Below are 21,343 nucleotides of genomic sequence, written 5' to 3'. Positions count from 1 at the left end.
GTGTCCGGCAAAACGTTACGCGGAATTCAGGCTGCCTCTGCAAGCAGTGCGCGGTACAGCTCGGCCTCGGTCAGGCCATCGGCGTGATGCTCTTCGGCGACGCGGCCCTTTCGCATCATCAGCACGCGGTCGCAGTTCTGCAGCAACTCGGGCAGGTCGTCGCTCACGAGCAAGATGCCGATGCCGCGCTGCGAAAGCCGCTGCATGATGCGATAGATGATGTCCTTCGAGCCCACGTCCACGCCCACGGTCGGCCCATGCAGAATCAGCACGTGCGGGTCGATGGCGAGCCAGCGGCCAATCAGTACGCGCTGCTGGTTGCCGCCCGAAAGCGACTGCACGGCCTTCTGCACATCGGGCGTGGCGATCTGCAGTTCCTTCACGGTGTCTTCGGCCAATGCGCGAGCGCGCGTACGGTCGATCTGGCCGAAGCGGTCGCGCAGGCTCGCGATCATCGCGGTGATCACGTTGTCGCGAATCGGCTTGTCGAGGAACAGGCCTTCGTTCAGGCGGTCTTCCGGCACGTAGCCAATGCGCGCGCGCCGCGCGTCGCCAGGCGTCGCCAGCTTGATCGCGCGGCCTTCGAGCACGATCTCGCCCGCCTCGGCGGGCGCGACGCCCGCAAGCGCACGCGCGAGTTCGTTGCGGCCCGAATCGAGCAGGCCCGTCACGCCGAGAATCTCGCCGCGGTGCAGCTTGAACGACACCTCGCTGAAGAGGCCCGTGCGGCCAAGGCCGCGAACCTCGAGCAGCACGTCGGCCTGCGCTGCGACGTTGCGGTAGCGTTCGGTGGAAAGCTCGCGGCCCGTCATCAGTTCGCTCAACTGCGCCTTGGTGTAATTCGTAATGGGGCCTTGCGTCACTTTCTGGCCGTCGCGCAGCACGATCACCTCGCCGCCAATCGCATAGCATTCGTCGAGCTTGTGGCTCACGAACAGCACGGTCACGCCCTGCGCGCGCAACTGCCCCAGCACGGCGATGAGATTGGTCACTTCCTTTTGCGTGAGCGAGGTCGTGGGCTCGTCCATGATGACGAACTTCGCCTCGCTCGCAATGGCGCGCGCGATGGCCACGAGTTGGCGCGTGGCGAGCGGCAGTTGCTCGATGAGCGTCGCCTGGAAGTCGGCGTCGCCAGGCAGGCCCACTGCTTTCAACGCGCGCTCCGCCGTGCGCGCGAGTTCGCGCCGGTCGAACGTGCGTGCAAGACGGCCCGCATGTTCGGCAAGCTCAGTCGTGAGCCCCACGTTTTCCGCGACGCTCATGTTGGGCAGCAGCGAAAGGTCCTGATAGACGGTCTCGATGCCCGCCGCGAGCGATTCGAGCGGCGTGAGCCGCGAATGGCGCGCGCCGTCGATCACGAGTTCGCCTTCGTCGGGCGGCTGCGCGCCGGAGATGATCTTGATGAGCGTGCTCTTGCCGCACCCGTTCTCGCCGAGCAGGTGATAAATCTGCCCGCGCTCGAACGCGAGCGTCACGCCGCGCAGGGCGTGCACGCCCGTAAAGCGCTTGTGCACGCCGAGCACCTGCAATAACGGTTCTGAAGCCATGTCTTCTCTTCGTGACGTTGCGACGAAGCGCGCGCGAGGTCCGCGGACCGTTGCGCGCGCCGCTTTCTCCCGATCAGAAGTTGTATTGCTTGTAGTTCGACTTGTCGACGCTCACCCAGCCCTGGCCGCGCACGATGATGCCCTTGCCCGGACCCTTCGACACGGTGACCTTTTCATAGCCCGGCAACCCGAGATTCGCGCCGTTCTCCACCGTCTTGCCGTCGATCAGCATCAGCGCGATCTTGTTCATCGCCATGCCCGCGAGCTTCGGGTCCCAGAACGCAATGCCGTTGATCGCGCCGCTTTCGAGGTACTTGCCCGCTTCCGTCGGCAGACCCGTGCCGTACACGCAGATCTTGCCTTGCAGGCCCGCTTCTTCGACCGCGCGGCCAATGCCGATTACGTCGAGCGATGACGAGCCCTGGAAGCCCTTGATGTCCGGATGCTTGCGCAGCACTTCCTTCGCCACTTCGTACGCGTGCTCGCCGTCGTTGTTGGTTTCGAGGTTCGTTTCGACGAGCTGCATCTTCGAGAACTTCTTCTTCGCGTTGTCGATGCCGCCGTTGGCCCACTGCACCTGCGAGCGGCTGCCGAGCGAGCCGACCATCGTCGCCCACTTGCCTTCGTTGTGCATGCACGACGCGAGGCGGTCGTTGAGCGCGGCGCCGTAGGCGGAGTTGTCGAACGCCTCGACGTCGACCATCGTGTTCTTCTCGTTGTCGGCCTCGTGCGTGACGACCTTGATGCCGCGGTCCATGGCCTTCTTGAGCGCGGGTTCGAGCGTGGGCGGATCGTACGGCACGACGGCAATCGCGCTCACTTTCTTCGCGATCAGGTCGTCGATGATCTTCAGTTGCTGGGCGGCGTCGGCGCGTCCCGGGCCCGTTTGGTACACCGAAACGTTCGGGTTGTCCTTGCCGAATTCCTTGACGCCGTCGTCCATGCGGTTGAACCAGCTAATGCCGGTCACTTTCACGACCGTGACGATGGTCGGGTTTTCCGCCGCGTACGCCACGGCCGCCATGCCAGCCGCGAGTGCACACGCTGTGATTGCCACGCTGAGTCGCTTGATCTTCATTTCCATGTCTCCGTTTGTTATAAACTCACGCCCCGAAATCGATCGCGGCGGACCTCCGAGGCTCGAAGCCCGCCTGCTGCACGGTTCAGCCGGTCAACCCGAGGTTCGCCCCTTGCCCGCGGACGGCGTGCCTGCGAAACCAAAAATCGCCCGTACCCGCTCGCCGCCCGCGAACGCAAGCGAGAGCAACAGCAGGAAGCCCCAGGCGCAGTCGCCGAAGAACTGCGAAACACCCATCAAGTTGAACAGGCTCGAAAGGAATTGCAGCACCGTGGCGGCAAAAAACACGCAGATGATGCGTCCATAACCGCCCGCCGGATTCACGCCGCCCATCACCGCAATGAGAATGGCGATCAGCAGATACGAATTGCCGTAGTCCCATTTCGCGCTGAGCGTGTGCGAAACGCTGACGAGCCCCGCGAGCGAGGCCAGCACGCCGCACATCGCGTAAGTCATGATGAGCATGCGCGCACGCGGAATGCCCGCATAGAAGGCCGCGCGCTGGTTCGTGCCCATGAGATAGAGGCGCAGCCCGAACGGCGTGCGCCTGAGTAGCCAGCCCAGCAAGATGACTACGGCCACGAATAGCAGGAAGGAGATTGGCACCTGAAAGAAGGTGCCGTTGCTGATGTCGGCAAGCGGTTCGACGTAATCGACGTGCACCGAGGCGCCGTTGCTCAGCGCCACGGCAAAGCCCGTGAAAAGCAGTTGCGTGCCGAGCGTGCAGAGAATGGGCGTGAGCCCGAGCCGCGCGATCACCACGCCGTTGAGCAGGCCGCCGATGAGCCCCATACACAGGACGATCACGCAAAAGAGCGCCGTATACAGCACGGGCGAGTCGTCGCCGCTCACGAAACGCGGCACCACCAGCGCGGCGATCATGCCGGAGAGATTCGCTAGCCCCACGCCGGAAAGATCGATGCCGCCGTTGCCCGACAGCATGGAAAGCATGATGCCGAGCGCGAGCAGCGCGACTTCGGGCAGTTGCGCGCCCATCGACTGCAGGTTGTCGATGCCGACGAACTGCCCGCGCGACACCCACACTGCGACCGCCACGACCAGCAGGTTCACGGCCAGCAGGAAGTTCAACTGCCGGTCGCCGAACCATTTGGCAAAGAGTGCAGACTTCATGGACTTCATCCTTTGCGGTGTGTTTTCACCTGGCAATGCTTAATGTGCGTCGGCGCTCGCCGTGCGTGCGAGCATCGCGTCGACTTCTTCCTTGCGCGGCATGGAGGGCGCCGTGCCCGCGCGCGTGACGGAAATACCGGCGAGCGCACAGCCGAAGCGCGTGGCCGCGAGCGCATCGTCGCCGCGTGCGAGCGCCGCTGCAAAACCGCCCGTGAAGCCGTCGCCCGCGCCCGCCGTTTCCACCACCGGGCCGCAATTGAACGCGGGCAGCAGAACCGATGTATCGCGTGTATGAAACAGAGCGCCCGCTTCGCCAAGCGTCACGATGACCGCGCCCGCGCCCTTGGCGAGCAGCGCGTCGGCGGCGCGGCGCGCGTCGTCGGCGTTGCGGATTTCAATGCCGGTAAGCGCCTGCGCCTCGGTCTCGTTCGGCGTGACGTAGTCGCATAGCGGGAAGATGTCGTCGGGCAGCGCCATGGCGGGCGCAGGATTGAACACAGTCTTCACGCCATGCCGGCGCGCAATTTCGAGGCCGCGCCGCGCCGCCGCCAGCGGCTGTTCGAGCTGCGTGACGAATACCTGGGAATCCGCAATATCGGCTTCGATCGCTTCGGCGTCGGCGGGCTCCATCGTGGCCGCCGCGCCCGCCGCGACGATGATCGCGTTCATGCCGGTCGTGTCGTCCACGAAGATGTGCGCCGCGCCCGTCGCGACGCCGTCCACGGCCTGGGTGCGCGCGGTGATGCCTTCGGCGGCCCAGGTTGCGCGTGCGATATCGCCGAACGCGTCGTTGCCCACGCGCGTGCAGAACACCACCTGCGCGCCCGCGCGCGCGGCGGCCACGGCCTGATTCGAGCCCTTGCCGCCCGGCCCCATCGCGAACGCCGAACCGGCGAGCGTCTCGCCGATCATCGGCATGCGGCTCGCGCGGAACGCGAGATCGGTCACATAGATGCCGAGAATGACGACGCGTCCGCTCATTGGCCCGGCTCCTTCGCGCGCGGCGCGTCGGGCGCGAGCAGCACGCCCTTGGTGAACACGAAGCAGCCGTAGCCGCGCGTTTCGCCCGTGGCGATCACGCAGTAGGCCTTGCGCGCGCGCGCGTAGAACGCATGGCGCTCGATGGGCGCGAACGGCACGGCGCGGCCTTCCGCGGCGTCGACTTCGGTCTGCGCTTCGTGCTGCACCGTGGGTATCGTGTTGGGCTCGCCTACCACCTCCATGCGCATGGCCGGCGCTTCGACAAAGGTGTCGAGCGGCAGCACGGAGAGGATGGCGCGTACGGCGCGCGGCGCATCCGCGCCGTCGATGCGCAGCAGCTTGCCGAGTACCGTTGCGCGTGCAACGGAGTCGGCGGGAAAGTTCGCGTCGCAAACCACGAGTTCGTCGCCGTGACCCATGGCGCGCAGCGCTTGCAGGACATCGGCATTCAGAAGCGGGTCGAGATTCTTCAGCATTTTTTGTCTCCTGGGGGCGGGCGCTTTCTTGTTCGAAACGCTCAGTCGCCGTACGGTATCCAGATGTTCTTCACTTGCACGGCGTGGCGCAAGAAGGGCAATCCTGCACTCGACCGGTCGAACCAGTCAACCTCGCGGCCGTGATCCACAAAAGTCCGCTTTAAATTGCCGACCGACTCGCGCTCCACGAGGGCCGAATCGGCCGCCGCGCCGAAGCACCAGAGCGCGTCCACGTCGTCGTGCTTCGCCAGCGCCGGCAGTAACGCGGCGCGTTCGCCGGTCAGGATGTTGAGCGCGCCCGCGGGCACATCCGAGGTTTCCACGACCTGATAAAAATCCGTCGCCGTGAGTGGGCACGCCTCGCTCGCCAGCGCCACGACGCGATTGCCCATTGCGAGCGCCGGTGCGATCAGCGAAACGAAGCCGAGCAACGGCGCCTCGTCGGGGCACGCTATGCCGATGACGCCAAGCGCCTCGTGCATCGCGAGCGCGACGCCGCGCAACGGCGGCGTATGCACCGCGCCGTCGAACTTGTCGGCCCACGCCGCGTAGCTGAACAGCCGGTCGATGGCCATTTCCACTTCGCGCTCCGCTGCCCGTGCGTCATGCCCGGCGCGGTGCGCGAGTTGCCGCGCGAATTCTTCGGCGCGCGCGCTCAGGTTCTCCGCGAGGTAATACAGCACCTGGGCGCGGGCGTGCGTGCTCATCTGCGTCCACTTGCCCGCGCCGCGCGCGGCGGCCACGGCGTCGCGCACGTCCTTGCGGCTACCCGCGCCGACTTCGCCCACCCATTCGCCATTCGGCGCATAGATGGCATGCGAATAGCCGCTATCGGGCCGCACCTGCTTGCCGCCAATAAAAAGCTTCGCAGTGCGATCGAGCGCCGCACCTGCGTGCGCAAAGTCCTGCTGCTGCGCGCGCGCCTCGCGTGGCGCGCGCATCGGCAGCTTGCTCCATGCGGCCGGCTTCAGATATTCGTAGACGCCTTCCCGGCCGCCCTCGCGCCCGAAGCCCGATTCGCGGTAACCGCCAAAGCCCACGCTCGCGTCGAAGAGGTTCGTCGCGTTGATCCACACCACGCCGCATTGCAGGCGCGGCGCGATGTCGAGCGCGCGCCCGATGGTTTCGCTCCACACGCTCGCGGCAAGTCCGTAGCGCGAATTGTTCGCGAGCGCCACCGCCTCTTCCGGCGTGCGAAAACTCATGGCCGCGAGCACCGGCCCGAAGATTTCCTCCTGCGCGAGCGTCGAGGCAGGCCCCACGCCCGTGACGAGCGTAGGCGGATAGAAGCAGCCGCCCGAGGGCATTTCGACTTCGCGCGGCTGCCACACGTTGCAGCCTTCGCGCCGCCCGGCTTCCACGAGCGAGTCGATGCGTTCGAGCTGCACGGGATCGACGATCGCGCCGATGTCGATGCCCTTGTCGAGCGACGGCCCCACGCGCAGCGTCGCCATGCGGCGCTTGAGCTTGTCGATGAAGCGCGCTTCCACGCCCTCCTGCACGAGCAGGCGCGAGCCCGCGCAGCACACCTGGCCCTGGTTGAACCAGATGGCGTCCACAACGCCCTCCACGGCGCCGTCGAGGTCGGCGTCGTCGAACACGATGAACGGCGACTTGCCGCCCAGTTCGAGCGTGAGCGACTTGCCCGTGCCGGCCGTGGCGGTGCGGATCAGGCGGCCCACTTCAGTCGAGCCGGTGAAAGCGATCTTGTCGACGCCCGGATGCTCGACGAGCGCCGCGCCCGTGCTGCCGTCGCCCGTCACCACGTTGAGCACGCCCTTGGGCAGCCCCGCGCGATGCGCGAGTTCGGCGAACAGAAGCGCGGTGAGCGGCGTGTATTCGGCGGGCTTGAGCACCACGCAGTTGCCGAGCGCGATGGCCGGCGCCACTTTCCATGCGAGCATCAGCAGCGGGAAATTCCACGGCACGATCTGGCCGATCACGCCAAGCGGCGACCAGCCGGTCAGTTCGCTCTCCTGAAGTTGCGCCCAGCCCGCGTGATGGAGGAAATGGCGCGCCACGAGCGGGATGTCGATGTCGCGCGCCTCGCGAATCGGCTTGCCGTTGTCGAGCGCTTCGAGCACGGCAAAAAGACGGCTGTGGCGCTGCACCATGCGCGAGAGCGCGTAGAGATGGCGCGCGCGCGCCGCGCCGCCCATGGCGTACCACCCGGGCTGCGCCGCGCGCGCCGCCGCGACGGCAGCCGCGACGTCTGCCGCGCCGCCTTGCGCCACGGCGGCGAGCGCTTCGCCGGTGGCGGGCGCGCGCACCTCGAAACGCTCGCCTTCGGCGCTTGCGCGCCACGCGCCGTCAATGAAATGCCCGAACGCGGCCTCGTGCTGCGCGAGCCACGCGCGCACGGGCTGATCGTCCTCGGGGGCGGGACCGTAATCCATCGTTCGGAAATACTCGGCTACGCTCATCGGTATGGTCTGCTCAGGCTACGGGGTGGCGGTGGAAGGCGGAATAACGGCCGCTCACGTGGTGTTCGAGTTGCCGCTCGATGTCGGCAAGCAGGCTGGAGGCGCCGAAGCGGAACAACTCGGGCTCGAGCCAGGGGCGCCCCAGTTCCTCCTTCATGAGGATCTGGTACGCGAGCGCGGTTTTGGCGTTCGACACGCCGCCAGCGGGCTTGAAGCCCACCAGCGCGCCGGTGCGCTCGCGGTATTCGCGGATCATGCGCACCATGACGAGCGAAACGTCGAGCGTGGCGTTGGTCCCTTCCTTGCCCGTGGAGGTCTTGATGAAGTCCGCGCCCGCCATCATGCAGATCATCGAAGCCTTGGCGATGTTCGACAGCACGCGAATATCGCCCGTGGCGAGAATCGCCTTCAGATGCGCGTCGCCGCATGCCGCGCGGAACTCGCGCACTTCGTCGTAGAGCGCGCGCCAGTTGCCGGTGAGCACGTACTCGCGCGTGACGACAATGTCGATTTCTTCGGCGCCGTCCTTGACGGAGGCCTCGATTTCCTTGAGCTTGAGCGCGTGCGGATTGAGGCCCGCGGGAAACCCGGTAGACACCGCCGCGACAGGAATGCCGCTGCCCGCGAGCGCATCGACGGCCGCCGCGACGAAGCGGTGGTACACGCACACCGCGCCCGTCTTGATGGCGTCGGGCGCGAAGCCGAGCGCGGCCAGCAGGTCGGCGCGCACGGGATGGCGCGCCTTCGTGCACAGGCGCCGCACGCGGCCCTCGGTGTCGTCGCCGTTGAGCGTGGTGAGATCGATGCAGGTAATGGCCTTCAGGAGCCACGCGGCCTGCGCGTCCTTCTTGACCGCACGGCGCGTGCCGAGCGTGGCCGTGCGGCGCTCGACGGCGGACTGGTTGACGCGCAAGGCGTCGAGCCACGCCGCGTCGAACGCCACGCCGGCATTGCGCGCAGCAGCATGCTGGGCGGGCGCGCCGCGCAGCACGATGAGCGAGTTCGTTGAAGCTTCTGACATAGGCTGGGAGGCGAATTTGTGCAATGCACATCAAACCGTGGTGGTTTATTCGCACCCATCCTATACCGATGAAACGATCGTGACAATACTCGTTACAATCCTATCTATCCCGTCGCGTCAGAGCCCGACTCAGAACATATGGCGAATCGCGGCGCGCACCACGACCTGGCGAGAGGTGGACGAAAGATCCTGCGCGCCGGGCACGAAGGCCTGGTCGAGCGACGAGCCCGTCCTGTCGCCCGCCACAAGCTGGAATGCGCTCTGCAGATACACGTCGGTGCGCTTCGAGGCGTTGTAGTCGAACATCAGCCCCGCCGAATGGATCGAGGGCTTCACGCGGCCGGTGGTCGCGTCGTAGTGGACGAGCGTGTAGACATAGTCCGCGCCCACGTAAAACGCTGGCGTGACCTGATATTTCCCCTTCACCTCGAAGTTCTGGTACCGCAGCGACGTCACCCGGCCGCCGGCGAGTTGCCCCGTGACCGGCTGGATCGTCTCGTCGCCGGCGAGATACCCGACGTTCGCCACGGGCTGGCCGATCCAGGTATTGGTGTACGCAAATCCAACCGTCGCCGAGCCGGCCGTGTAATTCACGCCGGCGCCGAATATCTGTAGCCGCGACGAAGCGAAATTGCCGTCCGCGCCGTTCGTGCTGCTCGCGCCCGCGATTGCGCCACCCGAGGTCAGCGCGGGATTGCTGGCGTTCAGGTAAGCCGCGGCCACTAGCCAGCCGCCCCCCGTGTATTGCGCACCCACGCTCACCGCGCGGTTATTCGCGAAGCTCGTGTCGTTGCTGAAGCTGTACGTGCCGCCGAACGAGAAGCCCCCAAACGCGGGGCTCGCGTACTTGATCGTATTGTTCAGGCGAAACGTGTTGTCGGTGTTGTCGTTGTCGTAAGGATGCGAAAGCAGATAGCCGCCCCAGTTGCCGTTCGCCGTGGTCTGCGCGAGAAAGTCCACCACGGAGTCGTACTGGCGTCCGAGCGTGAGCGTGCCATAACGCTCGCTGGCCAGACCGGCATAGGCCTGGCGTCCAAAGGCGCGGCCACCTTCGGCCAGCGCGCCGTTGCCCGCGTTGAAGCCGCTTTCGATCTGAAAGACCGCGCTATTGCCGCCGCCCAGATCCTCGGTGCCCTTCAGTCCCCAGCGGCTGCCTTGCGCATAGCCGCTCGTCATTTCGTAGACGCTATGGCCGCCCACGTTGTTCGTGTAGTCGATGCCCTCGTCGATCAAACCATACAAGGTCACGCTGCCTTGCGCGAAGGCGGGCGCCGCCGCGCCGCACAGCGCCATGGCGCAAAAGATCTTCCTCTTCTTCATCATTGGTCTTCCATTTTTATCAGGTATGCTAATCATTCGGCGAAAGCGGCTGGATTGCTTCGCCCGCTTCAGCCGATTGCGGGACTCTTGTCCTTGTTATTTCGCGCCGTAAATGTCGAAGTCGAAATACTTCTTGTTGATGCGCGCGTAAGTGCCGTTCGCGAGAATCTCCGCAAGCGCGCCGTTGAAGTCGTCGCGCAGCGCGGTGTCCTCCTTGCGCAGGCCCAGGCCGTCGCCCTGACCGAAGAACGTCGGGTCGTCGATAGCTTGCCCCGCGAACATGAAGTCCTTGCCTTCGGGCCGCTTCAGAAAGCCATCGCTTGCGGCAATCGATGCCTGGAACGCGGCGTCGAGACGGCCCGACGTCAGATCGGCATAGACTTGATCCTGGTTTTGATAGGGGACCACCTCCACGCCCGCCGGTTGCCACTTCGCGCGCGCGTAATCTTCCTGACTCGTGCCCTGCTCCACGCCCACGCGCTTGCCCTTGAGCGAGGTCGCGTCAGGCAGCAGCGGCGAGCCGCGGCGCACGACCAGCCGCGCGGGCGCATTCGAAATCTTGTTCGTGAACGCGATCTGTTGCGCGCGTTTGGGCGTGATCGTCATCGACGAAGAGATGACGTCGAACTTGCGTGCGATCAGGCCGGGAATCATGCCGTCGAAACTCGTTTCCACCCACACGCAATGCGCGTTCAGTTGCGCGCACAACGCATTGGCGATATCGACGCCGAAGCCCGTGAGCTTGCCGTCCGGCGTCTTGTATTCGAGCGGCGGATACGTGGGATCGACCGCGAGCCGGATCTCGCGGCCCTTCAGATCCACCGCGTGCGCCTGGCCCGCCGTTGCCGCCGCGGCGAGCGCCAGCGAAAGCGCCATCGTCCATTGCTTCATTTGTTCGTCTCCTTTCTGTTGTTTAACTTGCTTCGGTGATTACGTGCTCATTGCAGGATGTGCTCCGCGAGCTTGATCCAGTAGCTCGCGCCAATGGAGAGGCTCGCGTCGTTGAAGTCGTAGCCGGGGTTGTGCAGCGAGCAATGCTGCTCGCCGTCGCCGTTGCCGATCGAAAGATAGCTGCCCGGGCAGCGCTCCAGCATGTACGCGAAGTCTTCGCTCGCCATGAGCGGACGCAAGCCGTCGATCAGCAACGCGGGGCCGCCCCATTCGAGCGCGACGCGGCGCGCCACTTCGGTTTCGTCGGCATGATTGACGAGCACCGGGTAGTCATGGCGATAGCCGATCTCCACGCGCGCCCCGTAACTCGCGGCCTGTCCCTGCGCCAGTTCGCGGATGCGGCGCTCCAGCAGCTCGCGCACCTGCGCCGAAAGCGCGCGCACGCTCAGGTGCAGATCGGCATGCGGCGCGATGACATTCGATGCGCTACCCGCGTGCAACGCGCCGACGCTGACCACGGCCTGCTCGTGCGGCGCCACGTTGCGCGCCACCACGCTTTGCAGCGCCATGACGATCGACGCGCCGACCACGACCGGGTCGATCGTCTGCTGCGGCGCGGCCGCGTGGCCGCCGCGGCCGATCACGCGGATCGTCACTTCGTCGGCGGAGGCCATGAACGCCCCGCTGTGAAAGCCGATTCGCCCCGCGGGAAAACCGGGCACGTTGTGCATGGCGAACACGGCGTCGCAGGGAAAGCGCTCGAAAAGGCCGTCCTCGATCATCTTGCGCGCGCCGCCCAGGCCCTCTTCCGCCGGCTGGAAAATCAGGTGCAGCGTGCCGCGCCAGTGCGCGTTTTGCGCGAGGCAGCGGGCCGCCGCCAGCAGCATCGCCGTATGGCCGTCGTGACCGCAGGCGTGCATTACGCCGTCGCTGCGGCTGGCGTACGGCAGGCCCGTGGCCTCGCGTATGGGCAGCGCGTCCATGTCGGCGCGCAGCCCGAGGCTGAAACCGCGCCCACGCGTCATCGTCGCGACCACGCCCGTCCCGCCCACGCCGCGCGTCACGCCGTAGCCCCACGCTTCGAGCTTTTCGGCGACGAGCGCACTCGTCGCATGTTCCTCGAAGCCTAGTTCCGGCTGCGCGTGCAACGCACGGCGCAGCGCGATCATTTCGGCTTCGACCGCCGCCACTTCCGGCAAAACCCACTGCCTGCTCAATTCGTCTCCTCCGCCCGTTGGTGCACGTTGGTGCATCGTGGATCGAATCGTATGCAGCGCAATTAACGGAGAACAGCCAGCGTTTTGTTATGATGACAACCCCCGGTTGTCGCCCATCGCCATGAAACTGCATCAACTTGAGGCGCTCGTCGCCAGCGCGGAGGCCGGCAGCATTCGCGGCGCGGCCCGCGCGCTCGGGCTTTCGCAGGCCGCCGTCACGCGCGCGCTGCGCGAACTGGAGGCAAGCGAGCGCTTGCCGCTTCTGATCCGCGCGCCCGAAGGCATCACGTTCACGGAGCACGGCAAGGTGCTGCTCACGCACGCGCGCCTCGTGCTCAATCAACTGGAACATGCGCACAGCGACCTGGAGCGTTTGAGGGGACGCGTGGAAGGCAACCTCATGGTGGGCGTCACGCCGTGGATTACGCTGACCTTTCTGGCCGAGACCGTTCGGCTCTTTCGGGAACGCATGCCCGATATCCGCCTGGAACTCGTCGAAGGGCTCATGGCCGTCGCCCAGCCGCTGCTGCGCGAAGGCAGCATGGACTTCGCGGTCGGCCAGTTGCAGCCCGGGGCCAGCACGCAGGAGTTTGCCTGCGAGCCCGTGTTGACCTACGAATCGTCGGTGATGGTGCGCGAAGGGCACCCCAAGGCGCGGGCGCGCTCGATTCACGAGTTGCTGGAGGAAGACTGGGTGCTGAACTTCGCACCGGACGGCGAAGCCGACCTGGTCGAATATCTGTTCACGCGTCACGGCGCGCGGATCGACCCGCGCCGGATCGTGCGCGCGCAGTCGGTGGCGACGCTCCAGACCATGGTCGAGCAGGCCAGCATGTGCACGTGGAGCCCGACGATTCTGAGTCACGTGCCGCCGTACGGCGGCCGGCTACGGCCGCTCGCGCTATGCGAGACCTTCGAGCCCCGACAACTGGGCATCGTCACGCGCCGGAACACTCCGCTCAGCCGCGCGGCCCTCGCCTTCGTCGACTGCCTGCTTCAGGTGATACGCCGGCACGCGCGCTCGGCGAAGAAGGACGATCTCGCCCTGTTCCGCACGCTCAAACTGTTGATCTGAGCCTTCGCGCGAGCGCGCTAGAACTGCAACCGGTAGCGCACGAAATCGTCGGCTTGCGCGAATTCGTCGTAGAGCTTGCGCGCGGGGTTGTCCTTGCGCGTGTGCCAGTACAGACGCGACCACGCGCGCGAACGCGCCAGCGCGATGAGGTCTTCGACAAGCTGCCGCCCTATGCCCTGCCCTCGGCAGACGGGATCGACGAACAGGTCTTCCAGATAGCAGACGGGCGCATCGACCCACGTGCCTTCATGCAGCACGCAAAGGCTGAATCCCGCGAGCCTTCCCTCGGCTTCGGCAACGCGCGCGAACAGCGGCGCGTTCGCATCGAGCATGCGCTGCCACGTGCGCTCGCTGATATGCGGCGCGACGTTCGTCTCGTAGAACGCGTTGTAGCCCGCCCAAAGGCGGAGCCACGCGTCGCGGTCGGCGGCCGCCACGTCGCGGATGAGGATCGCCCCGGACATTCAGGCTGCCGCCGTTTCTCTCAGGCTCGCAAGCGATGCGCGCTGCTTGCCCTGCGCGTCGAAGTTCTCTTTCGAGAGCCACTTTTCGAAGGCGGCTTTCGCGAGCGGCCAATCCTTGTCGATGATCGCGAACCATGCGGTATCGCGACTGCGTCCCTTGTACACGATTGCCTGGCGAAAAATACCTTCGAACTGGAAGCCGAGACGCAGCGCCGTCTTGCGCGAAGGCGCGTTGAGGCTGTCGCATTTCCATTCGTAGCGCCGATAGCCCAGATCATCGAACACGTAGCGCATCAGCAGGTACTGCGCTTCGGTCGACACCGGCGTTTGCTTCAGGCGCGGCGAAAACGTCACGCTGCCCACCTCGATCACGCCATGCACCGGCTCGATGCGCATGAGCGCGAACGTGCCCACGGCCTTGCCGCTCGCGCGGTCGATCACGGCGTAATGAAACGGATCGTTCGATGCAGCGGCTTTCGCAAGGTACTCGCGAAACGTGGCGAAGTCGGCGAACGGCTCGGCGAACAGATAAGTCCAGTCGCGCCCGTCGGCCGCCGTGCCGTAGGCTTCGAAGAGATCGGCGGCATGGCGTTCGAGGTCGATCGGCTCGATGCGGCAGAACTGCCCCTCGATCGTCACGCGCGCGGGGCGTTCGCGCGGCTGCCAGCCGGTTACGGGGTCGCCAATGGGCTGCAGAAATTCGTTCAGTCTTGCTGACATGCGTGAGACGCTCCTTTAGCACGAAACATGGCCAATATCCGCGTTAAGTTACCGCATGTCGTGGCTCTGTGGAAAGGTCCACGAACGGCTGTTCACGTGGAACCACGCGCGGCCTCGCCGATCAACGCCGGCCGCCCGCGAGCCTCATCGCATCGGGATGACGCCGCAACCGCAGCATCGCAACGCAACCCAGCGCGGGCCCCACGGCCAGCATGCCGAAACCGCCGCGCCATCCCAGCCACGCTACCGCGTAGGGCACGAGATGAATGCTCACCAGCGTGAGCAGGAAGCCCGCGCAGGTCTGCGCGGTCAGGAGCGTGCCGACCGAGTCAGGATCGGCCAGTTCGGCCACGCTCGCCGAAAACTGCGCGGAATCGGCGATTACCGACACACCCCACACGAGCGCGACCGTGCCCATCACGACGAGCGGCGCATCAGCGAGCCAGCCCATGAGCGCCGCGCACGTTGCGCTCGCCGCCATCGCGCCTACCGTGACGGCCGTGCGCCCCACGCGGTCCGCCAGCACGCCGCCGAGCCACGCGCCCGCCGCGCCGATGGCGATCACGCTGAAGGTCATCCATTCGGCGCGCGTGCGGGCGTTGGCGATGCCGCGCGCAACGAAGGTTTGCTGCAGGAACAGCGCGAGCCACGCCCACATTGCGTAAAGCTCCCACATGTGGCCCAGATAGCCGAGATTGGCAAGCCGCAAGGCCGGCTGGCGCCACGCTTGCGTGACCTTCGCGAAGTCGATGCGCGTCGCGCGCCGGATATTCGGCCCGATTCCCGCAAAGCCGATCAGCACCGCCGCGCAGGCCGCGCAAGCCGCGGCGACGCCATAAATCGTGCGCCAGCCGAGCCCGCCCGTCGCCGCCAGCAAATGAGGGCTCGCCGAACCGAGCGTGAGCGCGCCCACCAGCAGGCCGACGAGAAGACCGAGATCGCCTTGCGCCCAGGTGGCGGCGAGCCGCATGCCAACGGGATACACGCCCGCCATGCACATGCCGGTGACGAACCGCAGCGCGACGACGGCGCCGCCCACCGGCGGCAGGAACGCGAGCGAGGCCGTGGCCGCGGCGGCCAGGAGCGCGGAACCGGCGAGCAGCCGGCGCAGATCGTAGCGGTCGGGCAGCGAAAGCAGCGCGGACGCGATAGTGCCGGCCACGAAGCCGCACTGCACGGCGCTCGTGAGCAAGGCTTCGTCGAACGCAGCAATGGCGTGCGCCTGCTTGATGACGGCCACCACGGTGCTCGACGAAAACCAGACGCCCATCGCCGCCACCTGCGCCAGCAGCAGCAACGCGAGCGATGCAGCCTTGCCGCGTTGCGCGGCGCCAGGCCCAGGCGATCCCGTTTCGTCTGAAGAAAAGGAGGAATCCTCAGCGTTTCGGGAAGGCGTGTGCGCCACGCTCACGCCGCCGCGGCCGCGTGCGCCTGCGCGAGCACGCGATGAAACGCGCGGCCGAACCAGATCAGCCCATCGCGGCCGCCCACCATGCGCGCCGCCTTGATCTCGCAGAAGAACACCGTGTGCGTGCCGACCTCGGTCGTGCGCGCGATGTGGCAATCGAACGAACTCACCGCGCCGCGCAGCGCCGGCGCGCCCGTTTCGAGCCGATACCATTCGGCGAGCGCGAAACGTTCGGCCATGTCGATGTCTTTCGTGGCGAAGCGCGTGGCCACATCGCGCTGATCGGCCGCCAGCACGTTCACGCAAAGCCTTCCGTTCTCGCGCAGGATCGCGTTATTGCGGCTCGTGCGGTTGATGCAGACGAGCAGCGTGGGCGGTTCGTCCGTCACGCCGCACACGGCGGACGCCGTGCACCCGGCGCGCCCGGCGTCGCCGTCGGTCGTGACGATGTTCACGGCGGCCCCAAGGCCTGCCATGGCGTCGCGAAAGAGGGATTTGTCTACCATATTCTTGCCCGCTTGCCGCGGTCTCCTCGTAGCGGGAATTCAGTACTCTTTATCATGCGCCGCTTGTGCGTCACGCTTGTGCGTCATTCACGCGCTCGCCGCGATACTGCGCCGCCGCGTGCGACGCGGGCAGCCGCGCGCGGCCCGAGAGCTTTTCGCGCAGCGTGCCCTCGCGATACGCGCGCTTGTACACGCCGCGCGATTGCAGTTCCGGCACCAGCAGTTCGACCACGTCGTCGAAGCACTCCGGCACCACTGTGCGCGAGAGATTGAAGCCATCCACACCGGCCGTTTCGCTCCAGTCGATCAGCGTTTGCGCGATGCTTTGCGCCGAACCCACCCACGGCGCCTGGCGGCTGCCGAGCACCATCTGCTCCAGCAGCTTGCGGCGCGTCCATTGCGGGCCCGCGCTGCGCGTCACGGCTTCGACGTTGGACACGATCGCCTGGCTCTTGCCCGTCTCGATCGGCTCGTCGAGATCGTAGCGCGCGAAGTCGATGCCAAGCGACGCCGCCGCGTGCGCAAGCGCCGCTTCGGAACTCGCATGGCGGCGGTACTCCTCGAACTTTTCGCGCGCTTCGCTATCGGTGCGCCCGACGATCAGCGTCGCGCCAAGAAAGATCTTCACGTCGTCGGCCGCGCGCCCGAGCCGCACCGCCTGCGCCCGAATGTCCCCGACGATCTCCTTCACGCCTTCCATCTTCTGGCCGTTGACGAACACGCACTCGGCGTGCGTCGCGGCAAAGCGCCTGCCGCGCGTGGACGATCCTGCCTGATACAGCACGGGCGTGCGCTGCGGCGACGGCGCGCACAGGTGCATCGCATCGACCTTGTATTGCGGCCCGTGATGATGAATCATGCGCACGCGCGCGGGGTCGGCGTAGATGCCGCCGGCGCGGTCGTTGATGACCGCGTCGTCGTCCCAACTGCCTTCCCAGAGCTTGTACACGAGCGACATGTATTCGTCGGCCAGATCGTAGCGGTCGTCGTGGGCGTTCTGGCCGTCCATGCCGATGGCGCGGGCCGCGCTGTCGAGATAACCCGTCACGATGTTCCAGCCGATGCGCCCGCCCGTGAGATGGTCGAGCGTGGACATGCGCCGCGCAAACAGAAACGGCTGCTCGTACGTGAGATTCGCCGTCACGCCGAAGCCCAGATGCTGCGTCACCGCCGCCATGGCGGGAATGACGAGCGTGGGATCGTTCACCGGCACCTGCACCGCGCCGCGCAGCGCCGCGTCGGCATTGCCGCCGTAGACGTCGTATACGCCCACGACATCCGCGAAAAAAATGCCGTCGAAGAGGCCCCGTTCGAGCTTCTTCGCGTAATCGGTCCAGTACTGCAACTCCGTGTAGCGGCCCGACTGGTCGCGCGGATGCGTCCATAAGCCTTGCTGGATGTGGCCCACGCAGTTCATGTCGAAAGCGTTCAGACGGATTTCACGCGGCATGTCGGCTCCTTTTCGGCGCGCTCGATGCCATCTACTATAGTAGACGAACGGCTACTAATGAAACCGGGTTTTGATCCGGGTTAACACGAGGGCGCGCGAACTCTGCTAAGCGATGTGCAGCCAGTGCCCCGTATAATTTGACCCGATCCCGCCCCCACGCCATGAATAGACCGCTCATCGACCCCACCTCCGCCATTTCCATGCGCGTGCGCATCGAGCGCGAATCGCGCGGCTGGTCGCTCGCGGACATGGCCGAACGCTCGGGCGTTTCCAGGGCGATGATCAGCAAGATCGAGCGCGGCGAAGCGAGCCCTACGGCGACCGTGCTCGGCCGCCTTTCGGGCGCCTTCGGGCTGCAGCTTTCCATGCTGCTCGCGCTCGCCGAGCAAACCGGCGAGCGTTTGAGCCGCGCCGCCGACCAGCAGATCTGGCAAGATCCCGAAACCGGCTATACGCGCCGGGCCGTCTCGCCGCGCAACGGCGGCATGCTCGACCTCGTGGAAATCGCGTTGCCGGGCGGCGTTCGCGTGGCTTACCCGGCATCGGCGTTCACGTTCCAGCATCAACAGATCTGGGTGCGCAGCGGCACGCTGCTATTCGAGGAAGGCGGGCAGATTCATACGCTCGAAGCCGGCGATTGCCTCCAGCTCGGACCGCCTTCCGACTGCGCATTCTCCAATCCGGGCGACGGTCCGTGCGTCTACGTCGTGGCGCTCGTGCGACGCTGAATGCGAGCACGCCGCAGCGCGGCTGCGGTGCCTCATCGTTAAACCGGCTAAACACAGGCCTTTTGCGCACGCGACGCTCGCACGTCCAATGCGAGTAGCCGAATGTGAGCATTTGCTTATATTCTGAAGTCCTCGGGCGATAGCGGCACAGGGCCGCCGCCACATCATGAGAGACCGACGATGAAAGACGTGATTCAAGCCATGAAGCTCAATCACCTGAGCTTCCCCTCTTCCGACACCGCCGCAACAGCGGCCTTCTTCGAACGCCATCTGGGATTCACTGTTGCGGGAACGTGGGACCAGTCGTACATCCTGAAGCGCCCCGGCTATGACGTGGTGATCGACCATGCAGGCGAGGACGTGCCGGCATGGCCCAGGAATTTCCACGTGGGCTTCGAACTGCCGAGCCTCGATGCCGTGCGCGATCTGTACGAGCGCTTTACGGCGGAAGGCGTTCATATGGAAACCGGCATTTTCAACAATGGCCGAGGGTCGCGGTTCTTCTGCCGCGCGCCCGGTGGCGTGATGTTTGAAATGAATACGCGCGTGGACGCCGCCCCCGAATATCGCGGCACGTTCGACAACTGACCCGTATGATCGCGAAGCCGGAACGGATTCCCGATTGATACTTAGTCATGCTATTTATATTGCGAAAATATTTATGAACACATTGACTTCCCCCCAACTCGCGCCGCTGCTGAATCGACTGTTCGAAGAAGCCGACGCCATTTCGCCGGCCTCCATTCCCGCAGTGGCGTCGCTCTCGTCCGAGGAGCGCACACGGCTGATGCAGAGCAAGACAGACTATCTCGACTTCTACGGGCGCCTCAAGGACGTTGCGCTTCCCGTTTCGCGGGAAACGGGCGTGCTGCTTTACATGCTGGCGCGCGGCGGCCGTGCGCGGACGGTCGTCGAATTCGGGACGTCGTTTGGTATTTCCACGCTGCATCTCGCGGCCGCGCTGCGCGACAATGGCGGCGGCAGGTTGATTACTTGTGAATTCGAGGCGTCGAAGGTCGTACGCGCCCGCGAAAACCTTGTGAGCGGCGGACTTGCCGATCTCGTGGAAATCCGCGAAGGCGATGCCTTGCAGACGCTGAGCGTCGATCTGCCCGATTCGATCGACCTCCTGCTGCTCGACGGCGCGAAGGCGCTGTACGGCGACATTTTGAGCCTCGTTGAATCGCGGCTTGCGGCGGGTGCGTTTGTCGTCGCGGATAATGCCGATTACAGCCCCGAGTATCTGGCGCGCGTGCGCGCGCCCGGCAATGGGTATCTGTCGATTCCGTTTGGGGAGGATGTGGAGGTTTCGATGCGGGTTGGGTGATAAGGTGTCGCCATCCGCGTAGCGCAGCGGCGACGGCCGCGCCTGAATCGTCGAAAATTTCACATCGCAGGTTCGACACGCAGGACCTTACAGGGCGTTGTCACGACAATGGCAATCTCGGCGAATCCCGACTGTTCAGAAGCGTTCGCTCATGGGCTCGTAATAATCGAGGGCATCATGGGTTCTGGCAAGTCCACGACAATGCGATTCATTGCCAGGAACCTGCAAGACTCGGGGTACCTGGCGTTACCGCTACATGAAAGGACGGAGCCTCACCCGGTGCGAGCGACGGACGAACTCGAGCATTGGTTCGAGCCATGGAGGGACGCCACGCCGCGGCATCTCGCCGACCGCGCGCTGGCCCGATGGGCCGCTTTTGTCGAGGCGACGCGGAAGGATTCCCCGATCCCGGTGATGGACGGTCAACTATTTCATGGAGACCTGACGCACCTGCTGCTGATGGACGCCGATTCAGCGCTGATTTTTGACTACGTAAGCGCGTTGGCCACGGTCATTGCGCCGCTTGATCCGTTCATCCTCTATCTTTGGCAGGAGGACGTGGAAAAAGCGGTTCGAACCGTCTGTACTGAGCGCGGCCCCGAGTGGACCGACTATCAGATGAACTGGAAGCTTGCGGGTCCGTACTGTGTTCGCAAAGGTTACAAGGGACTAGAAGGCTTAATCTCCCTATATCGGGATTATCGGCGAATCACCGACGTTCTGTTTGACCAGCTACCGCTAGTCAAGCTCTCAATTGAGAACTCCGCGAGAGACTGGCCAGCCTACGAGCGCCGAATACTGAATGCTTTACGGTTGCCGCTTCGGCAGTGAGCAGCAACGATGCGTTCTCCATGGAAACTCCTCAGCGGAAATATGACCGATGACCTCAAAAAACGTCCGTCGGGCGACGGCAGATGACGTACCGATAATTACCCAGATTCGAAACGATGCGCATGCGAAAAAGGTGGCGTACCGCGACTATGCGTGGGGTACTGAAGGGAATGGATTTTCGGAGAACTGGATACGCAGCAACGTCGCCCAAAAGGAAGTGTATGTAGTTGAACTGGAAGGGAATCCAGTCGGAACGTTTTCGCTCGTTCTGGACGACGACACTCGTTGGGGACCTCAGGAGCCCATTGCCGGTTATGTGCATGGGCTCTCTGTCCGAAAAGGCTTTAACGGACGAGGATACGGGCGCTTCATGCTTGACTGGTGCGCTGACAAGGTGCGCGGCTTGAACCGGCGCTTTGTCCGGCTCGACTGCGCCGTCCACAATACGCAGCTATGCGCTTACTACGAGTCGCTTGGCTTTATTCGCGTCGGGCTGTACACCGAGCCAGAACCGGGCGGCCATGTTTGGTCGCTGTACGAAAGGCTCGCCTCCTTCACAACCTTCCCCCGCTGAAGCACATACACGCAATCCGCTCGCCCTCTGAGTAGATCTCAAGCGTTTCGCGCCCTTTCTGCGCGCAGATGTTGCCATACATCCCGCGGCGCCCGCCGCGCCGGACAAAACCGCGCGCACCAGCTTGCGCGTGCCTGCTGCGAAAAAAACTTACTATTGCGTTGAATCTCTGCGC

General features: G+C 65.1%; 21 protein-coding genes. 6 read left to right on the top strand and 15 right to left on the bottom strand.

Annotated features, from left to right (window positions below; all coding sequences use genetic code 11):
• Nucleotides 1-26: 26 nt before the first annotated feature.
• From U5768_RS00835 to U5768_RS00790, 10 genes are all read right to left on the bottom strand, one after another.
• Nucleotides 27-1,547, bottom strand: a complete 1,521-nt coding sequence (locus U5768_RS00835) for a sugar ABC transporter ATP-binding protein (RefSeq protein WP_322028485.1) — start codon at nucleotides 1,545-1,547, stop codon at nucleotides 27-29.
• A gap of 73 nt (nucleotides 1,548-1,620) precedes the next feature.
• On the bottom strand, nucleotides 1,621-2,625 hold the full coding sequence (locus tag U5768_RS00830; protein ID WP_322028484.1) for an autoinducer 2 ABC transporter substrate-binding protein: 1,005 nt from the start codon (nucleotides 2,623-2,625) through the stop codon (nucleotides 1,621-1,623).
• Between the two features lie 93 nt (nucleotides 2,626-2,718).
• A complete protein-coding gene (locus U5768_RS00825) occupies nucleotides 2,719-3,756 on the bottom strand; it encodes an ABC transporter permease (protein ID WP_322028483.1) in 1,038 nt (345 codons plus the stop codon).
• A 39-nt stretch (nucleotides 3,757-3,795) separates the two neighbouring features.
• A complete protein-coding gene (rbsK, locus tag U5768_RS00820) occupies nucleotides 3,796-4,737 on the bottom strand; it encodes a ribokinase (RefSeq protein WP_322028482.1) in 942 nt (313 codons plus the stop codon).
• The gene (locus tag U5768_RS00815; protein ID WP_322028481.1) at nucleotides 4,734-5,213 is read right to left on the bottom strand and encodes an RbsD/FucU family protein; all 480 of its coding nucleotides are present in this window, start codon (nucleotides 5,211-5,213) and stop codon (nucleotides 4,734-4,736) included. Before U5768_RS00815 ends, rbsK begins: the two co-directional genes overlap by 4 nt.
• 41 nt (nucleotides 5,214-5,254) lie before the next feature.
• Nucleotides 5,255-7,636 (bottom strand): aldehyde dehydrogenase family protein, encoded by a 2,382-nt coding sequence (locus U5768_RS00810; RefSeq protein ID WP_322028480.1) that lies wholly within the window; start codon nucleotides 7,634-7,636, stop codon nucleotides 5,255-5,257.
• A gap of 13 nt (nucleotides 7,637-7,649) precedes the next feature.
• Nucleotides 7,650-8,657, bottom strand: coding sequence for a deoxyribose-phosphate aldolase (gene deoC, locus U5768_RS00805; RefSeq protein WP_322028479.1), 1,008 nt, complete (start codon nucleotides 8,655-8,657; stop codon nucleotides 7,650-7,652).
• Between the two features lie 129 nt (nucleotides 8,658-8,786).
• The gene (locus tag U5768_RS00800; RefSeq protein ID WP_322028981.1) at nucleotides 8,787-9,977 is read right to left on the bottom strand and encodes a porin; all 1,191 of its coding nucleotides are present in this window, start codon (nucleotides 9,975-9,977) and stop codon (nucleotides 8,787-8,789) included.
• 96 nt (nucleotides 9,978-10,073) lie between these two features.
• Nucleotides 10,074-10,868: an ABC transporter substrate-binding protein gene (locus tag U5768_RS00795; protein WP_322028478.1), complete on the bottom strand. Its 795-nt coding sequence runs from the start codon at nucleotides 10,866-10,868 to the stop codon at nucleotides 10,074-10,076.
• A gap of 47 nt (nucleotides 10,869-10,915) precedes the next feature.
• The gene (locus tag U5768_RS00790) at nucleotides 10,916-12,037 is read right to left on the bottom strand and encodes a M20 aminoacylase family protein (protein ID WP_415913837.1); all 1,122 of its coding nucleotides are present in this window, start codon (nucleotides 12,035-12,037) and stop codon (nucleotides 10,916-10,918) included.
• Between the two features lie 169 nt (nucleotides 12,038-12,206).
• Here U5768_RS00790 and U5768_RS00785 point away from each other — a divergent pair, with 169 nt between their 5' ends.
• A complete protein-coding gene (locus tag U5768_RS00785) occupies nucleotides 12,207-13,160 on the top strand; it encodes a LysR family transcriptional regulator (RefSeq protein ID WP_322028476.1) in 954 nt (317 codons plus the stop codon).
• A 17-nt stretch (nucleotides 13,161-13,177) separates the two neighbouring features.
• Here U5768_RS00785 and U5768_RS00780 read toward each other — a convergent pair whose 3' ends face one another.
• The 5 genes from U5768_RS00780 to U5768_RS00760 all read right to left on the bottom strand — a co-directional run bounded on the left by U5768_RS00780 (nucleotide 13,178) and on the right by U5768_RS00760 (nucleotide 17,708).
• Entirely contained in the window at nucleotides 13,178-13,624 is a 447-nt protein-coding gene (locus tag U5768_RS00780; protein WP_322028475.1) for a GNAT family N-acetyltransferase, read from the bottom strand.
• On the bottom strand, nucleotides 13,625-14,344 hold the full coding sequence (locus U5768_RS00775; protein ID WP_322028474.1) for a GNAT family protein: 720 nt from the start codon (nucleotides 14,342-14,344) through the stop codon (nucleotides 13,625-13,627).
• Nucleotides 14,345-14,465: 121 nt separating this feature from the next.
• Nucleotides 14,466-15,641 (bottom strand): MFS transporter, encoded by a 1,176-nt coding sequence (locus tag U5768_RS00770; protein WP_322028473.1) that lies wholly within the window; start codon nucleotides 15,639-15,641, stop codon nucleotides 14,466-14,468.
• 110 nt (nucleotides 15,642-15,751) lie between these two features.
• Entirely contained in the window at nucleotides 15,752-16,258 is a 507-nt protein-coding gene (locus U5768_RS00765) for a flavin reductase (RefSeq protein WP_322028472.1), read from the bottom strand.
• 70 nt (nucleotides 16,259-16,328) lie between these two features.
• Complete coding sequence (locus U5768_RS00760; RefSeq protein ID WP_322028471.1) at nucleotides 16,329-17,708, bottom strand: LLM class flavin-dependent oxidoreductase; 1,380 nt, start codon at nucleotides 17,706-17,708, stop codon at nucleotides 16,329-16,331.
• Between the two features lie 161 nt (nucleotides 17,709-17,869).
• Here U5768_RS00760 and U5768_RS00755 point away from each other — a divergent pair, with 161 nt between their 5' ends.
• The 5 genes from U5768_RS00755 to U5768_RS00735 all read left to right on the top strand — a co-directional run bounded on the left by U5768_RS00755 (nucleotide 17,870) and on the right by U5768_RS00735 (nucleotide 21,168).
• The gene (locus U5768_RS00755; RefSeq protein WP_322028470.1) at nucleotides 17,870-18,436 is read left to right on the top strand and encodes an XRE family transcriptional regulator; all 567 of its coding nucleotides are present in this window, start codon (nucleotides 17,870-17,872) and stop codon (nucleotides 18,434-18,436) included.
• Between the two features lie 180 nt (nucleotides 18,437-18,616).
• The gene (locus U5768_RS00750; protein WP_322028469.1) at nucleotides 18,617-19,024 is read left to right on the top strand and encodes a VOC family protein; all 408 of its coding nucleotides are present in this window, start codon (nucleotides 18,617-18,619) and stop codon (nucleotides 19,022-19,024) included.
• A gap of 73 nt (nucleotides 19,025-19,097) precedes the next feature.
• Complete coding sequence (locus U5768_RS00745; RefSeq protein WP_322028468.1) at nucleotides 19,098-19,763, top strand: O-methyltransferase; 666 nt, start codon at nucleotides 19,098-19,100, stop codon at nucleotides 19,761-19,763.
• 279 nt (nucleotides 19,764-20,042) lie between these two features.
• Nucleotides 20,043-20,594 carry a hypothetical protein gene (locus tag U5768_RS00740; protein WP_322028467.1) on the top strand — a complete coding sequence of 184 codons (552 nt, stop codon included), beginning with the start codon at nucleotides 20,043-20,045 and terminating at the stop codon, nucleotides 20,592-20,594.
• A gap of 49 nt (nucleotides 20,595-20,643) precedes the next feature.
• A complete protein-coding gene (locus tag U5768_RS00735) occupies nucleotides 20,644-21,168 on the top strand; it encodes a GNAT family N-acetyltransferase (protein ID WP_322028466.1) in 525 nt (174 codons plus the stop codon).
• The last annotated feature ends 175 nt before the right edge of the window (nucleotides 21,169-21,343 follow it).

This window comes from Paraburkholderia sp. J76 (genome assembly GCF_905220295.1).
In the GTDB taxonomy this organism is placed as follows: Bacteria; Pseudomonadota; Gammaproteobacteria; order Burkholderiales; family Burkholderiaceae; genus Paraburkholderia.
This window is presented reverse-complemented; position numbering and strand designations above follow the sequence as displayed.

What these genes read in the sequence shown, in the direction of transcription:
- U5768_RS00835 (WP_322028485.1), bottom strand. Translation starts at nt 1,547, where the DNA reads ATGGCTTCAGAACCGTTATTGCAGGTGCTCGGCGTGCACAAGCGCTTT.
- U5768_RS00830 (WP_322028484.1), bottom strand. Translation starts at nt 2,625, where the DNA reads ATGAAGATCAAGCGACTCAGCGTGGCAATCACAGCGTGTGCACTCGCG.
- U5768_RS00825 (WP_322028483.1), bottom strand. Translation starts at nt 3,756, where the DNA reads ATGAAGTCTGCACTCTTTGCCAAATGGTTCGGCGACCGGCAGTTGAAC.
- rbsK (WP_322028482.1), bottom strand. Translation starts at nt 4,737, where the DNA reads ATGAGCGGACGCGTCGTCATTCTCGGCATCTATGTGACCGATCTCGCG.
- U5768_RS00815 (WP_322028481.1), bottom strand. Translation starts at nt 5,213, where the DNA reads ATGCTGAAGAATCTCGACCCGCTTCTGAATGCCGATGTCCTGCAAGCG.
- U5768_RS00810 (WP_322028480.1), bottom strand. Translation starts at nt 7,636, where the DNA reads ATGAGCGTAGCCGAGTATTTCCGAACGATGGATTACGGTCCCGCCCCC.
- deoC (WP_322028479.1), bottom strand. Translation starts at nt 8,657, where the DNA reads ATGTCAGAAGCTTCAACGAACTCGCTCATCGTGCTGCGCGGCGCGCCC.
- U5768_RS00800 (WP_322028981.1), bottom strand. Translation starts at nt 9,977, where the DNA reads ATGAAGAAGAGGAAGATCTTTTGCGCCATGGCGCTGTGCGGCGCGGCG.
- U5768_RS00795 (WP_322028478.1), bottom strand. Translation starts at nt 10,868, where the DNA reads ATGAAGCAATGGACGATGGCGCTTTCGCTGGCGCTCGCCGCGGCGGCA.
- U5768_RS00790 (WP_415913837.1), bottom strand. Translation starts at nt 12,037, where the DNA reads ATGATCGCGCTGCGCCGTGCGTTGCACGCGCAGCCGGAACTAGGCTTC.
- U5768_RS00785 (WP_322028476.1), top strand. Translation starts at nt 12,207, where the DNA reads ATGAAACTGCATCAACTTGAGGCGCTCGTCGCCAGCGCGGAGGCCGGC.
- U5768_RS00780 (WP_322028475.1), bottom strand. Translation starts at nt 13,624, where the DNA reads ATGTCCGGGGCGATCCTCATCCGCGACGTGGCGGCCGCCGACCGCGAC.
- U5768_RS00775 (WP_322028474.1), bottom strand. Translation starts at nt 14,344, where the DNA reads ATGTCAGCAAGACTGAACGAATTTCTGCAGCCCATTGGCGACCCCGTA.
- U5768_RS00765 (WP_322028472.1), bottom strand. Translation starts at nt 16,258, where the DNA reads ATGGTAGACAAATCCCTCTTTCGCGACGCCATGGCAGGCCTTGGGGCC.
- U5768_RS00760 (WP_322028471.1), bottom strand. Translation starts at nt 17,708, where the DNA reads ATGCCGCGTGAAATCCGTCTGAACGCTTTCGACATGAACTGCGTGGGC.
- U5768_RS00755 (WP_322028470.1), top strand. Translation starts at nt 17,870, where the DNA reads ATGAATAGACCGCTCATCGACCCCACCTCCGCCATTTCCATGCGCGTG.
- U5768_RS00750 (WP_322028469.1), top strand. Translation starts at nt 18,617, where the DNA reads ATGAAAGACGTGATTCAAGCCATGAAGCTCAATCACCTGAGCTTCCCC.
- U5768_RS00745 (WP_322028468.1), top strand. Translation starts at nt 19,098, where the DNA reads ATGAACACATTGACTTCCCCCCAACTCGCGCCGCTGCTGAATCGACTG.
- U5768_RS00735 (WP_322028466.1), top strand. Translation starts at nt 20,644, where the DNA reads ATGACCTCAAAAAACGTCCGTCGGGCGACGGCAGATGACGTACCGATA.